This is a genomic window from Pseudomonas sp. BN607, assembly GCF_029871175.1.
Lineage (GTDB): Bacteria > Pseudomonadota > Gammaproteobacteria > Pseudomonadales > Pseudomonadaceae > Aquipseudomonas.
This window is the reverse complement of sequence record NZ_SSOE01000019.1, coordinates 141,649-156,541: the sequence shown is the minus strand read 5'-3', so window position 1 is coordinate 156,541 and position 14,893 is coordinate 141,649. Positions and strand designations below refer to the sequence as shown.

Annotated in this window: 14 protein-coding genes; 7 read left to right on the top strand and 7 right to left on the bottom strand. The window is 62.7% G+C overall.

Going from position 1 to position 14,893, the window contains the following annotated elements; translation table 11 throughout:
* The first annotated feature begins 12 nt into the window (after positions 1–12).
* From pqqA to E8E68_RS02415, 6 genes are all read left to right on the top strand, one after another.
* Entirely contained in the window at positions 13–84 is a 72-nt protein-coding gene (pqqA, locus tag E8E68_RS02440) for a pyrroloquinoline quinone precursor peptide PqqA (protein ID WP_003243383.1), read from the top strand.
* Between the two features lie 83 nt (positions 85–167).
* Positions 168–1,079, top strand: coding sequence for a pyrroloquinoline quinone biosynthesis protein PqqB (pqqB, locus tag E8E68_RS02435; RefSeq protein WP_110745871.1), 912 nt, complete (start codon positions 168–170; stop codon positions 1,077–1,079).
* Between the two features lie 100 nt (positions 1,080–1,179).
* Positions 1,180–1,935, top strand: a complete 756-nt coding sequence (gene pqqC, locus E8E68_RS02430) for a pyrroloquinoline-quinone synthase PqqC (protein ID WP_012270176.1) — start codon at positions 1,180–1,182, stop codon at positions 1,933–1,935.
* The gene (gene pqqD, locus E8E68_RS02425) at positions 1,932–2,207 is read left to right on the top strand and encodes a pyrroloquinoline quinone biosynthesis peptide chaperone PqqD (RefSeq protein ID WP_266030673.1); all 276 of its coding nucleotides are present in this window, start codon (positions 1,932–1,934) and stop codon (positions 2,205–2,207) included. Before pqqC ends, pqqD begins: the two co-directional genes overlap by 4 nt.
* Entirely contained in the window at positions 2,179–3,339 is a 1,161-nt protein-coding gene (gene pqqE / locus E8E68_RS02420) for a pyrroloquinoline quinone biosynthesis protein PqqE (RefSeq protein ID WP_266030670.1), read from the top strand. Before pqqD ends, pqqE begins: the two co-directional genes overlap by 29 nt.
* Positions 3,305–5,128 (top strand): S9 family peptidase, encoded by a 1,824-nt coding sequence (locus E8E68_RS02415; protein WP_280339504.1) that lies wholly within the window; start codon positions 3,305–3,307, stop codon positions 5,126–5,128. The genes pqqE and E8E68_RS02415 overlap by 35 nt, the downstream gene beginning before the upstream one ends.
* A gap of 61 nt (positions 5,129–5,189) precedes the next feature.
* Here E8E68_RS02415 and E8E68_RS02410 read toward each other — a convergent pair whose 3' ends face one another.
* Both E8E68_RS02410 and E8E68_RS02405 read right to left on the bottom strand, forming a co-directional pair.
* Positions 5,190–5,348 (bottom strand): YqaE/Pmp3 family membrane protein, encoded by a 159-nt coding sequence (locus E8E68_RS02410; RefSeq protein ID WP_003177654.1) that lies wholly within the window; start codon positions 5,346–5,348, stop codon positions 5,190–5,192.
* Positions 5,349–5,495: 147 nt separating this feature from the next.
* Positions 5,496–6,776 (bottom strand): aminotransferase class III-fold pyridoxal phosphate-dependent enzyme, encoded by a 1,281-nt coding sequence (locus tag E8E68_RS02405; protein WP_280339502.1) that lies wholly within the window; start codon positions 6,774–6,776, stop codon positions 5,496–5,498.
* Between the two features lie 210 nt (positions 6,777–6,986).
* Between E8E68_RS02405 and E8E68_RS02400 the strand changes: the two genes are divergently transcribed.
* Positions 6,987–7,910 carry a LysR family transcriptional regulator gene (locus E8E68_RS02400; protein WP_266030666.1) on the top strand — a complete coding sequence of 308 codons (924 nt, stop codon included), beginning with the start codon at positions 6,987–6,989 and terminating at the stop codon, positions 7,908–7,910.
* A gap of 379 nt (positions 7,911–8,289) precedes the next feature.
* Here E8E68_RS02400 and E8E68_RS02395 read toward each other — a convergent pair whose 3' ends face one another.
* The 5 genes from E8E68_RS02395 to bioD all read right to left on the bottom strand — a co-directional run bounded on the left by E8E68_RS02395 (position 8,290) and on the right by bioD (position 14,892).
* Positions 8,290–10,068, bottom strand: a complete 1,779-nt coding sequence (locus E8E68_RS02395; protein WP_280339500.1) for an acyl-CoA dehydrogenase C-terminal domain-containing protein — start codon at positions 10,066–10,068, stop codon at positions 8,290–8,292.
* A 125-nt stretch (positions 10,069–10,193) separates the two neighbouring features.
* Positions 10,194–11,477: a GGDEF domain-containing protein gene (locus E8E68_RS02390; RefSeq protein WP_280339499.1), complete on the bottom strand. Its 1,284-nt coding sequence runs from the start codon at positions 11,475–11,477 to the stop codon at positions 10,194–10,196.
* A gap of 189 nt (positions 11,478–11,666) precedes the next feature.
* The gene (locus tag E8E68_RS02385) at positions 11,667–13,472 is read right to left on the bottom strand and encodes a phenylacyl-CoA dehydrogenase (protein ID WP_266030661.1); all 1,806 of its coding nucleotides are present in this window, start codon (positions 13,470–13,472) and stop codon (positions 11,667–11,669) included.
* 302 nt (positions 13,473–13,774) lie between these two features.
* The gene (locus E8E68_RS02380) at positions 13,775–14,071 is read right to left on the bottom strand and encodes a pyrroloquinoline quinone biosynthesis protein PqqE (RefSeq protein ID WP_266030659.1); all 297 of its coding nucleotides are present in this window, start codon (positions 14,069–14,071) and stop codon (positions 13,775–13,777) included.
* A 140-nt stretch (positions 14,072–14,211) separates the two neighbouring features.
* Entirely contained in the window at positions 14,212–14,892 is a 681-nt protein-coding gene (bioD, locus tag E8E68_RS02375) for a dethiobiotin synthase (protein ID WP_110745881.1), read from the bottom strand.
* Between the last annotated feature and the right edge of the window lies 1 nt (position 14,893).

Here is a 14,893-nt window from a genome sequence, read left to right as displayed (position 1 = left end):
AGGAGTAATCCCATGTGGACCAAACCTGCATACACTGATCTGCGTATCGGCTTCGAAGTCACCATGTACTTCGCTAACCGCTAAGCCCGGCTTACGGTTCCACGCCTCGGCCCGCCGGGGCGTTTTCGTTTTTCAGATACGGATTTCGCACAGCAAAGAGAGTGGCCATGTACATTCAGGTTCTCGGCTCCGCCGCCGGTGGCGGGTTCCCGCAGTGGAACTGCAACTGCGCCAACTGCAAGGGCTACCGTGACGGTACCCTGCGTGCGACGGCGCGCACCCAATCGTCCATCGCCCTGTCTGACGACGGCGTCCACTGGGTGCTCTGCAATGCCTCGCCCGACATCCGCGCCCAGCTGCAGGCCTTTGCGCCCATGCAGCCGGCCCGTGCCCTGCGCGACACCGGTATTAACGCCATCGTCCTGCTGGACAGCCAGATCGACCACACCACCGGCCTGCTGAGCCTGCGCGAAGGCTGTCCGCATCAGGTGTGGTGCACCGACATGGTCCACCAGGACCTCACCACCGGCTTCCCGCTGTTCAACATGCTCAGCCACTGGAACGGCGGCCTGCAGTGGAACCGCATCGAACTGCAAGGCAGCTTCGTGATCGACGCATGCCCCAACCTGCGCTTCACCCCGTTCCCGCTGCGCAGCGCCGCACCACCTTACTCGCCGCATCGCTTCGACCCCCACCCGGGCGACAACCTCGGTTTGCTGGTCGAGGACACCCGCACTGGCGGCAAGCTGTTCTACGCCCCGGGCCTGGGCCAGGTCGACGAAAAGCTGCTGGCGATGATGCACGGCGCCGACTGCCTGCTGGTCGACGGCACCCTGTGGGAGGACGATGAAATGCAACGCCGTGGTGTCGGCACTCGCACTGGCCGCGAGATGGGCCACCTGGCGCAGAACGGCCCGGGCGGCATGCTGGAGGTGCTCGATGCCTTCCCGCGCCAGCGCAAAGTGCTTATCCACATCAACAACACCAACCCGATTCTCGATGAAGACTCGCCCGAACGCGCCGAAGTGTTGCGCCGGGGCGTGGAAGTGGCCTTCGACGGCATGAGCATCGAGTTGTAAAACAGTCCGTGAAGCGACACAGACTCTATGGAAGCGGCCTGCCCGCTTCCACAGGGTGAATAGTGTCAGGCCTGACAATCGCTTTACAGGAGCCAGCCGAATGAGCGACGCACTGCCAATGTCCCCTGCCGAATTCGAGCAGGCCCTGCGCGCCAAGGGCGCCTACTACCACATTCACCACCCCTACCACGTGGCGATGTACCAAGGTCGCGCCACCCGCGAGCAGATCCAGGGCTGGGTTGCCAACCGTTTCTACTATCAGGTCAACATCCCGATGAAGGATGCTGCGATCCTGGCCAACTGCCCGGACCGTGAAGTGCGCCGCGAGTGGATCCAGCGCCTGCTCGACCACGATGGTGCCCCCGGTGAGGATGGCGGCATCGAAGCCTGGTTGCGCCTGGGCCAGGCGGTCGGGCTGGATCCGGACCAATTGCGCTCGCAAGAACTGGTATTGCCTGGCGTGCGCTTTGCCGTGGACGCCTACGTCAACTTTGCCCGGCGGGCCAGCTGGCAGGAAGCGGCCAGCAGCTCGCTGACCGAATTGTTCGCCCCGCAAATCCACCAGTCACGCCTGGACAGCTGGCCGCAGCACTACCCGTGGATCGACCCCGCTGGCTACGAGTACTTCCGCACCCGCCTGGGCCAGGCCCGGCGTGACGTGGAGCACGGCCTGGCGATTACCTTGCAGCACTACACCACCCGCGCGGGCCAGGAGCGTATGCTGGAGATCTTGCAGTTCAAGCTGGATATCCTCTGGAGCATGCTCGACGCCATGAGCATGGCCTACGAGCTGAACCGCCCGCCTTATCACTCCGTCACCCAGGACCGGGTGTGGCACAAGGGGATTACCCTATGAGTTTTGATCGCAATCAGGTGCCGAGCTGGCGGCCAGGCTACCGCTTCCAGTACGAGCCAGCGCAAAAGGGCCATGTGTTGCTCTACCCCGAAGGCATGATCAAGCTGAACGACAGCGCCAGCCTGATCGGTGGCCTGATCGACGGCCAGCGCGACGTGGCCGCAATCATCAGCGAACTCGAGCAGCAATTCCCCGATGTGCCCGAAGTAGCCGAAGACATCGAGCAGTTTATGGAGGTGGCCCGTGCCGAACACTGGATCGTCCTCGCCTGATGTGCCGCCTACGCCCGAAGTCGGCCTGCCGCTGTGGCTGCTCGCCGAGCTGACCTACCGCTGCCCGCTGCAGTGCCCTTACTGCTCTAACCCGCTGGACTTCGCCGCCCAGGGCCAGGAGCTGAGCACCGAACAGTGGTTCAAGGTAATGGCCGAGGCTCGGCAAATGGGCGCCGCGCAAATCGGCTTTTCCGGCGGTGAACCACTGGTACGCCAGGACCTCGTCGAGCTGATCGGTGAGGCCCGACGGCTGGGTTACTACACCAACCTGATCACTTCGGGCATCGGCCTGACAGAAGCGCGAATCGCCGACTTCAAGAAGGCCGGCCTGGACCATATCCAGATCAGCTTCCAGGCCAGCGATGAACAGGTCAACAACCTGCTGGCCGGCTCGAAGAAGGCCTTTGCGCAGAAGCTTGAAATGGCCCGTGCAGTGAAAGCCCACGGCTACCCGATGGTGCTCAACTTCGTCACCCACCGGCACAACATCGACAAGGTCGACCGCATCATCGAGCTGTGTATCGCCCTTGAGGCCGATTTCGTCGAGCTGGCTACTTGCCAGTTCTACGGCTGGGCGCACCTCAACCGCCTGGGCCTGCTGCCAACCCGAGCGCAGCTGGAACGGGCCGAGCGCATCACCAACGAATACCGCGACAAGCTGAAGGCCGATGGCAACCCGTGCAAGCTGATATTCGTCACCCCGGACTACTATGAAGAACGCCCCAAGGCCTGCATGAACGGCTGGGGCAATCTGTTCCTCACCATTACCCCGGACGGCACCGCGCTGCCCTGCCACGGCGCCCGCCAGCTGCCGGTGCAGTTCCCCAACGTACGCGACCACGACCTGCACCATATCTGGTATGAGTCGTTCGGTTTCAACCGCTTCCGGGGATACGAGTGGATGCGCGAACCGTGCCGCTCCTGCGACGAGAAGGAAAAGGACTTCGGCGGCTGTCGCTGCCAGGCCTTCATGCTGACCGGTGATGCCAGCAACGCCGACCCGGTGTGCGCCAAGTCGGCCGAGCACGGCATCATCCTCAAGGCCCGCGAGGAGGCGGAAACCGCCGAGCTCGCCATTGAACAGATGACTTTCCGCAATGATCGAAACTCCCGTGTCATCGCCCGTGGCTGAATTCAGCGCGGCACAGGCGGTTGCTGCCGGCACCGACTTCGCTGAACTCAAAGTCAGTGCCGACGGGCTGTTCTGGAACGAGTTCCGACCCGCCGATGGTGCTTGCCGTGTCTGGCACTGGCTGCACTACCAGGCCCGCTGCCTCACCCCGGACGGTTTCAGCGTACGTAGCCGGGTCTATGAGTATGGCGGCGGCAGCTTCTGCCTGGGTGGCGACGGGCTGGTGTTCGTCAACGAAAAGGACCAGCAGGTCTACACCCAGCCGCTGGACGATTCGCTACCGCGTGCGCTGACTCAGGATGTCAGCTGCCGCTACGGCGATGTGCAGTGGCACGACGGCCAAGTGTTGGCCGTCGAAGAACGCCATGCCGAGCAGGTAGAGCATCGCCTGGTCGCATTGGCTAACAGCAGCCGCGAGGTGCTTGCAGAGGGCGCCGACTTTTACGCCTCGCCTACTGTCAGTGCCGATGGCCAGCGCCTGGCATGGGTCGAATGGGATCGCCCGGCACAGCCCTGGACCGTCACCCGGCTGATGTATCGCGAGAGGGATGCCAGCGGCCACTGGGGGCCGGCGCACTGTGTAGCCGCCGCAGAGGAATCGCTGCAACAGCCACGCTTCGATGGCGAAGGGCGGCTCTACTGCCTGTCCGATCGCAATGGCTTCTGGCAACCTTGGGGTGAGGTCGATGGCCAATGGCAGGCGTTGCCTGCCGCACCGGCAGACCATGCGGCTGCGCCTTGGCAATTGGGCACCTGTACCTGGTTGGCACTGGGCCCGCAACGCTACTTGGCCAGCTGGTTCGAAGAAGGCTTCGGGCAATTGGGTCTACGTGGTGAAGACGGCCGCATGGAGCGCTTCGCCAGTGCCTATACACGCTTTCGCAGCCTGGCCATGGACGCCGAGAACCTCTATGCCATTGCCGCCTCGCCCATCAGCCCGCCGGCAGTCATTGCCATTGACCGCAGCAACCACGAAGTGCGCGTGCTGGCCGGTGGTGCCGAAATACTGCCGGCAGGGCAAATCAGTCTGCCTCAGTCGATCCACTATGGCGGTGAAGGCGAACTGGCCCATGGTTTCTTCTACCCGCCGGCGCAGTCGAAAGGTGCAGCACCCCTGGTCGTATTCATTCACGGCGGGCCAACCTCGGCTTGCTATCCCGTGCTCGACCCACGCATCCAATATTGGACCCAGCGCGGCTTTGCCGTGGCCGATCTCAACTACCGGGGCAGCACCGGCTATGGCCGGGAATACCGCCAGGCACTGCACCTACGCTGGGGTGAAAGCGATGTGGCCGATGCCTGCGCGGTGGTCGAATACCTGGCGGCTCAAGGGGTGGTCGACAAACGCAAGGCGTTCATCCGCGGCGGTAGCGCCGGGGGCTACACCACGCTCTGCGCGTTGGCGTTCCATGACATGTTTCGCGCGGGCGCCAGCCTGTACGGGGTCAGCGACCCGGTAGCCCTGGGCCGTGCCACCCACAAGTTCGAGGGGGATTACCTGAATTGGCTGATCGGCGACCCGCAGCAGGACGCTGAACGCTATCACCAGCGCACGCCGCTGATGCATGCGGAGCAGATCAAGGTGCCGGTGATTTTCTTCCAGGGCGAGCTGGATGCGGTAGTGGTGCCGGAGCAGACACGCTCGATGTTGGCAGCGTTGCAGGCCAACGGGATCGACGCTGAAGGGCACTTTTATGCGGGGGAGCGGCATGGGTTCCGCAACGCGGAGAACCTGGCGCACGCCTTGGAGGAAGAGTGGAAATTCTATTGCCGGGTGTTGATGCAGTAGCCCAGCGCACCCTGTAGAAGCAACCTTGTGCTGCTCCTACAGGGGCCAATCTCTGCCTGTATCAGCGCTTGGCGATGATATACACCGCATGCACGATACCCGGAATGTACCCCAGCAGGGTCAGCAGAATATTCAGCCAGAACGCTCCGCCAAACCCCACCTGCAGAAACACGCCCAGCGGTGGCAGAAGAATGGCGATGATGATGCGAATAAAGTCCATGCGAGTCTCTCCTAAAGGGTTACATCAAAGACTAGCCGCCCGCCACAGAGGTTCCACAGGCAAAAAAAAACGCCCCGGGCCGAATGAAACAGGCCAGGGGCGATGCGCAGGAACGCCAGACGGTTCGTTGAATTCTTTGCCAGGCCGCTATGCCGGCACTACGTGGCGGGCCTGCTGCTGGGCATGCAGGCGGGTGAAGGCACGTGCCAGGCGCAGCAGCATTTCATTGATGTTGCCTTTGCTCACGGTCAGGGCCGGTGAAAAGCGCACCACATCCGTTTGGGGAGCATTCAGCAGCAAGCCTTCGTGCAAGGCCGCCGCCACCAGCTCGCGGGCCAGGTTTTCTTTCAGTTGCAGCGCCCACAGCAGCCCTTGCCCGCGCACTTCGCCCTGGCCATAGCGCCCGGCCAGGCGGCTCAGCCCTTCGCGCAAATGGCGGCCATGGTCTTGCACCTGGGCAAAGAAACCAGGCTCCAGCACGGTATCCAGCACGGCCAGGCCTGCGGCGCACATCAGCGCGTTGCCGTGGTGGCTGCCTTCCAGCTCGCCCGGCGCAGCGCAGCACGCAGTACCTCGGGCCAGCAACGCCGCCAGCGGTACGCCGCCGCCCAGGCCCTTGCCCAAGGTGATGATGTCGGCGCGCACCCCGTAGGTTTCTTCGGCCAGCAGCGCGCCACAGCGGCCAATGCCGGTCTGCACCTCATCGAGGATCAGCAGGATGCCCAGTTCGCGGCACAGCGTTTCCACACCCTTGAGGTATTCCTGTGTGGCCGGAATTACCCCTGCCTCGCCCTGGACAGGTTCCAGCATGATCGCCACGGTGCGCGAGTCCACCTCGGCGTGCAGGGCCGCCAGGTCATTGAACGGCACTTTGCTGAAACCCGGCAGGCCGGGCTCGCAGCGGTTGCACGGCAGGGGGTCAGACGCCGACAGTGCGCCCAGGCTGCGGCCATGGCAGGCCTGGGTAGCGGTGATGATGTGATAGGCGCCGTTGCGGTGCAGCTGGCCCCACTTGCGCGCCAGCTTGATCGCGCCCTCGCAAGCTTCGGCACCGCTGTTGAGCAAATAGGCCTGGTCGCTGCCGGTGCTCTGGCACAGGCGGTTGACCAGCCCTAGCAGGCCACGGCTGTGAAAGCCAGAACCCGGGTTGATCAATGCCTGGGCCTGATTGCCCAGCGCCTTCACCAACGCGCTGGGGCTGTGGCCCAGGCTGTTCACCGCGCCACCTTGGGTGAAATCCAGATAGGCATGCCCGTCGCTGTCCCATAACCATGAGCCCTGGCCACGCACGAAAACCTGCGCTGCGCGTTCCGCGCTGGGCATCAGGCGCTCCCGCGATATCTCGTCGGCTGGCGGCACGATCACCGCCGCGCGCTTGGGCTCGGCGGCCGCAACAGCGGCCGAGCGGCGCAGGTTGAACAGGTTCATCAGGGCTCCAGCCATGCACGGTAAGGGGCGGGCACGGGGCGGTCTTGGTGCCGCCACTCGATATTTTGCCTTGCCTATCAAAAGTGTTTTTCATCCGGGGTAACAATCGATCGATTGATCGCTGTAACCCGTTGGAATACGGCGATAGACTAGGCCTCAGAAGGGTTTTCGACCATTTCGTTTTTCCAGCATTTTCGATAAGTGTTACTTATGGATTTCCGCCAACTGCGTTATTTCGTCGCGGTCTACGAAGAAGGCCATGTCGGCCGCGCCGCCGAGCGCCTGTCGCTGTCCCAGCCGGCGCTTTCACAGCAGATCCGTCAGCTGGAACATAGCCTTGACCTGAGCCTGTTCGAGCGCAGCAACAAGCGCCTGCTGCCGACCCTGGCGGCCCATACCTTGTACAACCATGCCCTGCCGCTACTCGACGGCCTGCAACGCGCCCATGAGGCCATGCGCAACTTCAAGGGCCAGTCGCTGCGCACCTTGGCCATCGGTGTATTGCAGACCGTGCGGCCAAGCCTGGTACCGCAGCTGCTGGAACGGCTGCGCAAGGCGCAGCCGCACCTTGTCGTGCAGATCTACGAACTATCGGGGCTGGAGATCGAGAGGCGCTTGCTCAACGGCAGCCTGGACATCGGCATCAGCTACCTGCCGCCGCGCCAGCCTGGCTTGCATGGCCTGCTGTTGTATGAGGATGAGCTGCAACTGGTGATCCCGGCCACACACCCACTGAAGGACTTCAAGAAGGTGTCCATCCGCCAAGCCGCCGAATTGCCCATGCTGATGCTGGGCGAGGAGTTCCAGATCCGCCAGATCTGGCAGGCGCAGCTGGCCAGCCAAGGGCGACGGCCGCAGGTGCAGGCAGAGATGAACAACATGGCGGGGATTCTCGACAGCCTGGCGCACACGGCGCTGGCAACGATTCTGCCGGGCCGGGCCAAGGACGCTGCCGAAGATGATCAGGGCTTGCTGTGGAAGCCGTTGAGCGAGCCGCGGGTGCCGCTGAAGGTTGGCCTGGTGTTCCGCGATGCCCAGCGCCAGCAGGCCTCGGTGGAGCTGCTGCGCACGCTGCTCGAGGAAGAGGCGGATGTCCGGCTGTTGGGAGCATCGCCGCTGGATGTGCTGGCCTGAAAAAACGCGCACAAAGAAAACCCCGCCGAAGCGGGGTTTCCCAGACTGTTTCCCTGTGACATCCGTATCGCCCCGCCATCCTGGCAGGTGGTCCTTCGTCGTCGTCCTTGATCTGTCCTTTGCGCTTCCTGCGCAACGTCCATGTGTTAAAGATTAACCGTGGATCCAATCTGAGAACAGTGGTGAAAAGTCACCACGTCGTGTAGGAAAAAGCTTACAAAGGGATTTATTCCCAGATATACCGGGAATTGGGGCTGCTGCGCAGCCCATCGCGACACAAGGCCGCTCCCACATGGGACCGCGCAACTGTCCAAATCTACGCGATACCTGTGGGAGCGGCCTTGCGTCGCGATGGGCCGCAAAGCGGCCCCAGAATCTGTCAGAACTGCTCGGCATCCAGCAGGTAAAGCGACTCGCTCCCCGCCTTCACCGATGCCACCAGCGAATCCACCCGTGGCAGCAAACGTGCAAAGTAGAACCGCGCGGTACCCAGCTTGCCCGAATAGAACGCAGCATCCCCCTCACCCGCCTGCGCAGCCCGCGCCATCAGTGCCCACATGTAGCCATAGGCAACATAGCCAAAGGCATGCAGGTACTCGACCGACGCCGCGCCAATTTCATTCGGGTTCCCTTTGGCTTGCTGCAGCACCCACTCGGTCAGCCCATCGAGCTGGTCGAGCGAAGCTGCCAAGGGCTTGGCAAACTCATTCAGCTCGCTACCCGCGCTGGCAATGAACTGGCGAATCTCGTCAGAGAACAGCTTGTAGTAGGCCCCGCCGCTCGCCACCACCTTGCGCCCCATCAAGTCGAGGGCCTGAATACCGTTGGTGCCTTCGTAGATCTGGGTGATGCGCACATCACGTACCAACTGCTCTTGGCCCCACTCGCGAATATAGCCATGCCCGCCAAATACCTGCTGGCCATGCACGGTGCACTCCAGGCCCAGGTCAGTGAGGAAGGCTTTGGCCACTGGCGTCAGCAGTGCCACCAGCTCTTCGCTGCGTTTGCGCACACTGGCGTCTTCACTGAACTTGGCACTGTCCAACTGCATGGCCACATAGGTGGAGAAGGCGCGGCCACCCTCGATAAGCGCCTTCATGGTCAGCAGCATGCGCCGCACGTCCGGGTGGACGATGATCGGGTCGGCGGCCTTGTCCTTGGCCTGCGGGCCGGTCGGGGCGCGGCTCTGCAGGCGGTCGCGGGCGTATTCCACGGCGTTCTGGTAGGAACGCTCAGCCGAGGCCAGGCCCTGGATACCAACGCCCAGGCGCTCGTAGTTCATCATGGTGAACATGGCCGCCAAGCCCTTGTTCGGCTCACCGACGATGTAGCCGACTGCCTCGTCGAAGTTCATCACGCAGGTAGCCGAGGCCTGGATGCCCATCTTGTGCTCGATCGAGCCGCAGGTAGCCGGGTTGCGCGCGCCCAGGCTACCGTCTTCGTTCACCAGGAACTTCGGCACCAGGAACAGTGAAATGCCTTTCGGCCCCGCCGGTGCATCCGGCAGCTTGGCCAGCACCAGGTGGATGATGTTTTCGGTCAGGTCATGCTCGCCACCGGTGATGAATATCTTGGTGCCGCTGACCTTGTAGCTGCCGTCAGCCTGCGGTTCGGCCTTGGTGCGAATGATGCCCAGGTCGGTGCCGGCATGCGGCTCGGTCAGGCACATGGAGCCAGCCCAAACGCCGGCATACATGTTCGGCAGGTATTTTTCCTTCAACGCTTCACTGGCATGGGCGTTGATCGACAGGCAGGCACCGGCGGTCAGCATCGGGTACAACCCGAAGGACAGGCTGGACGCATTGACCATTTCCTCGACCTGGGCCGAGATGGCCTTGGGCATGCCCATGCCACCGAACACCGGGTCGCCGCCCACACCTACCCAGCCGCCTTCGGCGTAGGTGTTGTAGGCCTCTGTGAAGCCGGCCGGGGTGCGTACCGCGCCGTTGTCCCAGTGGCAACCCTCTTCATCGGCCGCGCGGCTGAGCGGTGCGATAGACCTGGCGGTGACCTTGCCGGCTTCTTCCAGCACGGCCATGGCCGTATCGGCATCGACAACTTCGGCCAGCCCGGGCAACTGCGCCCACTGCTCGGCCACGTTGAACACTTCATTGAGTACGAAGCGCATGTCGCGCAGGGGCGCTTTATAGTCAGCCATGACAACCTCTCGATAGTCGGGTCGGGGCGGTCTCGGAGGAACCGCGACACTGGGGTTACTGCCAGTGTAACCGAACAACTTTTACGAGACATAGGGTCATCAGTAGACTGTACAGTCAATTTTGGTCACGCAGTGCGCACGGCTCCGCGCAGCGATTGCTGACCGTGCACCATGACACAATTGCGCCCTGCGCCTTTGGCGCTGTACAGCGCCTGGTCCGCGCACTTCAATACCGCATCGGGGTTGCGATGATCGGCCTGGCGCTCGGCCACGCCAATGCTGATGGTGACCGACACCGTGCCACCGCTGCTGCCCGCGCGGCGTTGGCGCCCGGCGCTATCATCCTGCGGGCGGCTATGCTGGTCGCGCAGGTGCATCACGTAGTTGGCGATCACTTCGCGCACGGCCTCGACGTGCGGCACGCATTCCTCGGCGGTCTTGCCGGCAAACACCAAGGCGAATTCCTCGCCACCATAACGGTAGGCGCGGCCACCGCCGGTGACCTTGGACAAGCGGCTGGCGACCAGGCGCAGCACCTGGTCGCCGACGTCGTGGCCGTGGGTGTCGTTGAATTTCTTGAAGTGGTCGACGTCGGTCATTGCGATCACATAATTGCGCCCCAGACGCTGCATGCGCTCGTTCAGCGCACGCCGCCCCGGCAGCCCGGTCAGTTCGTCGCGGAAGGCCATTTGGTAAGCCTCGTGAGCGACCGCAGCTGCAATCATCAGCATCACCTGGCTGCACATGATGTTCAGGGTGAACGGCAGGATGAAGGTTTGCGGCAGCATCCAGAAGATGCCCAGCAGGCCAATCACCTGCGCCGCGTGCAGCGGCCGTGGGGCGCGCAGGTATTGCACCACCAGCAGGATGAACACACCGAAGAACAGCGGGTAGACCAGCTGGATCAGGCTCATCCACTGGCCATGCAACGCCGGCCAGCGGATCTCCGCCAGCCAGCTGAGCAACGCCTCGGGGTAGCTTTGCTCCAGGGCCACTGCCACGCTGCCGACAGCGAACAGCACGGCGCCACGGGCGATCAGGTCCTGCAGCAGGTGGGTGCGTTCCTGCCAGGCTCCGTACAGCCCGAACAGCGCCGGCAGCAGCAGGCACACCAGGTGGAAGATCACCGCGGCGTCCTCGCGCACGCGGCCATGGTCACGGTAGAAGTCCGTCTGCGTATCGAGCAGAAAGTAGGCAATGTACACCGTGAGCATCAGGAACAGCTCACGCTGACGGCGGTACACCGCGCAATAGGCGCCCCCCAGTAGCAGGACCAAGGTGGGCAGGACGTTGAACAGCGATGTGAAGAAAACACTGAGGTCTCTCACATAGGCTGCGGCGAGCCCTGCCACCAACAGGAGCAGTGAAGGCAGGAAGTGGCTTGCGCGTACAGCGTTAAGACGAAACAAGGGTAATCTCCAACCCGGCAGATCAATGATGGCATTGTGCCCTTACTTCATCGGCAGTGCACATGAACAGTTGAGTTTGCGATTCAATGAACGAAGCGCCGGCCTCCAGCAAAGGGCCGTGCTGAACCTGAAAAAATAAAAAACCCGCCTGCCGGTGAGGGCAGGCGGGTTTTGGCTACCGCGCCAGGGTCAGTAGGACAGGCCGAAGTTTTCTTCGTCCATTGCCATCAGGTTGTTGGCACCCGACAGCATGGTCGCCACATGGGTACGGGTACGTGGCAGGATGCGCTGGAAGTAGAAGCGCGCCGTCTGCAGCTTAGCGGTGTAGAACGCCTCTTCGCTGGTGCCGGCTGCCAGTTTTTCGGCGGCCAGACGGGCGATGTCGGCCCAGAAGTAGGCAAGGCAGGCGTAGCCGGAATACATCAGGTAATCAACCGAGGCCGCACCCACCTCTTCACGATCCTTCATGGCAGCCATGCCCACTTTCATGGTCAGCTCGCCCCATTCCTTGTTGATCGCGGCCAGTGGCTCGACGAATTCCTTCACCGCCTCAACGCCTTCCTGGGCCTGGCAGAACTTGTGCACGATCTTGGTGAAGCCCTTCAAGGCTTCGCCTTGGGTCATCAGCACCTTGCGGCCGAGCAGGTCGAGGGCCTGGATGCCGGTGGTGCCTTCGTACAGCATCGAGATACGGCTGTCGCGTACGTTCTGCTCCATACCCCACTCGGCGATGAAGCCGTGGCCGCCATAGATCTGCACGCCGTGGTTGGCGGCCTCGAAACCGACTTCGGTCATGAACGCCTTGGCAATCGGGGTCAGGAACGCCAGCAGGGCGTCAGCCTTCTTGCGCTCTTCTTCGTCCTGGCTGTACTTGACGATGTCCACCTGCTTGGCGGTGAAGTACACCATCGCGCGGTTGCCTTCGGCGAAGGCTTTCATGGTCAGCAGCATGCGACGCACGTCCGGGTGGACGATGATCGGGTCGGCAGCCTTGTCCGGCGCTTTCGGGCCAGTCAGGGAACGCATCTGCAGGCGCTCACGGGCGTACTTCAGGCCGCCCTGGAACGCCACTTCGGCGTGGGCCAAGCCTTGCAGCGCGGTACCCAGGCGTGCAGTGTTCATGAAGGTGAACATGCAGTTCAGGCCTTTGTTGGCTGGGCCAATCAGGTAGCCGGTGGCTGCGTCGAAGTTCATTACGCAGGTAGCGTTGCCGTGGATACCCATCTTGTGTTCGATCGAGCCGCAGCTCACGCCGTTGCGCTCGCCCACACCGCCTGCGGCGTTGGGCAGGAACTTCGGCACGATGAACAGCGAGATACCCTTGGTACCGGCCGGTGCGTCCGGCAGGCGGGCCAGGACGATATGGACGATGTTCTCGGCCATGTCATGCTCACCGGCCGAAATGAATATCTTGGTGCCCGACACCTTGTAGCTGCCGTCGGCCTGTGGCTCGGCCTTGGTGCGCAGCATGCCCAGGTCAGTACCGCAGTGCGGCTCGGTCAGGCACATGGTGCCGGTCCACTCGCCAGACACCAGCTTGGTCAGGTAGGTGTGCTGCTGCTCGGCAGTGCCGTGCGCAGAAATAGTGTTCATCGCGCCATGCGACAGGCCTGGGTACATGCCCCACGACCAGTTCGAACCGCCAACCATTTCGCTCAGGGCCAGGCCCAGCGACTCCGGCAGGCCTTGGCCGCCGTGCTCGACGTCGTGCGCCAGGCTCGGCCAGCCGCCTTCTACGAACTGCTGGTACGCCTCTTTGAAGCCGGTCGGGGTTTTCACACCCGACTCACTCCAGGTGCAGCCTTCCTGGTCACCCACGCGGTTCAGCGGCGACAACACCTGCTCACAGAACTTCGCGCCTTCTTCAAGGATCGCATCGACCATGTCGGGCGTTGCGTCCTGGCAACCCGGCAGGCTCTGATAGTGCGCCTCGTAGCCGAGCAGCTCGTCGCGAACGAAGCGGATATCACGCAAGGGGGCTTTGTAATCAGGCATTGCGATGAACCTCTAGGTGAGTTCTGTGGGGTGACTCGCGCTCGGCGCGACGTCTGTCAAACAGTTGTTTGAAACTTACGTTTAGCTCCCGCTTATGTCAAGGAGGGACTATGGTGCCATTTACGCCACGGAAAATGGCGTATGCGCCAACCGCAGGCAAAAGCCCCCTTCTTGGGAGCCGACATGCCGCTAAACAGACAGGCCAGGCAAAAGAGGTGCATGCCTGCCGATGCGCGGGCACGCCCTCTCGCACAGGCTCCCACAGGGGCTGAGCGGGTAGGGAACTTGATTGGCGCGGCGTGTCAGGCGTAGGTATCGATGATCCGGCCGAGCATTTCGTCGGATGCCTTGACCACTTTTGCGCCAAGCTCGACTTCGGTCTTGCCCACTGCCTGTTGCACGACACTGGTAGCAAGGTCCATCTGCTGGCTGCGGTCCACAGCGCGCAGGCGTTCGGCCTGATAATCGCTGGATTGGCTGGTGGCAGTGCGTTCAGCACTGGTATTGGCGATCTGGCCGGCGGCCTGATCGAGACGGTTCTGGCCGGACTGGATTGCGCTCAAGCCCGCGTAATAGGCGGAGCTACCGGTGATTTCCATGTCAGGACTCCATTGACGCTGGATAGGAACACGCCAATTAAAGCAGGCGATCAGCGAAAAGGCCCGTTTAAATCGCTAATGGCCCGGTGCCAGTTGATAGGCCTTGGGTATCCCTGCGATGAAGCCGGGCCTGAAAACAGCTAATCCAGCAGATCCAGGTGCAGATGTTCAGCCACCATGTCGGCACTGGCCTGCTTGAGCTTGGGTACCCGCCCCAGGCAGGGTGCAGGCAACCGTTCGGCCAGGCTGGCCAGGTTCTCTTCCAGCCTTGAAGTACGCGGCTCGATGATGTTGGCCACCCAACCCGCCAACTGCAGCCCGTCGCGCTCGATCGCCTCGGCACTGAGCAAGGCATGGCTGATGCACCCCAGCCGCACCCCGACGACCAGTATTACTGGCAGCTTCAGCGCTACGGCAAGGTCGGACAGGTTCTCCAGACCAGACAATGGCACACGCCAGCCACCCGCCCCTTCAATCAATGTGAAGTCGGCATTTTGTTGCAACACGTTGCGCATCGCCGCCAGCAGCTCCGGCACTGCCAGCGTCACCCCCGCCTCGCGCGCCGCCACATGCGGAGCGATGGCAGGCTCGAAGGCAAACGGGTTGACCTGCTCATAAGGCAACTTGATCGTGCTTTCATCGATCAGGGCCTGCGCATCGCTGTTGCGTAAGCCTTTGGGCGTCATCGTACAGCCAGAGGCCACCGGCTTGGCGCCCAGGGTGCTCATGCCCTGCGAGCGCGCCGCATGCAGCAGCCCGGCGGCAATGGTGGTCTTGCCGACATCGGTATCGGTACCGGCAATGAAATAGGCCTGGCTCATC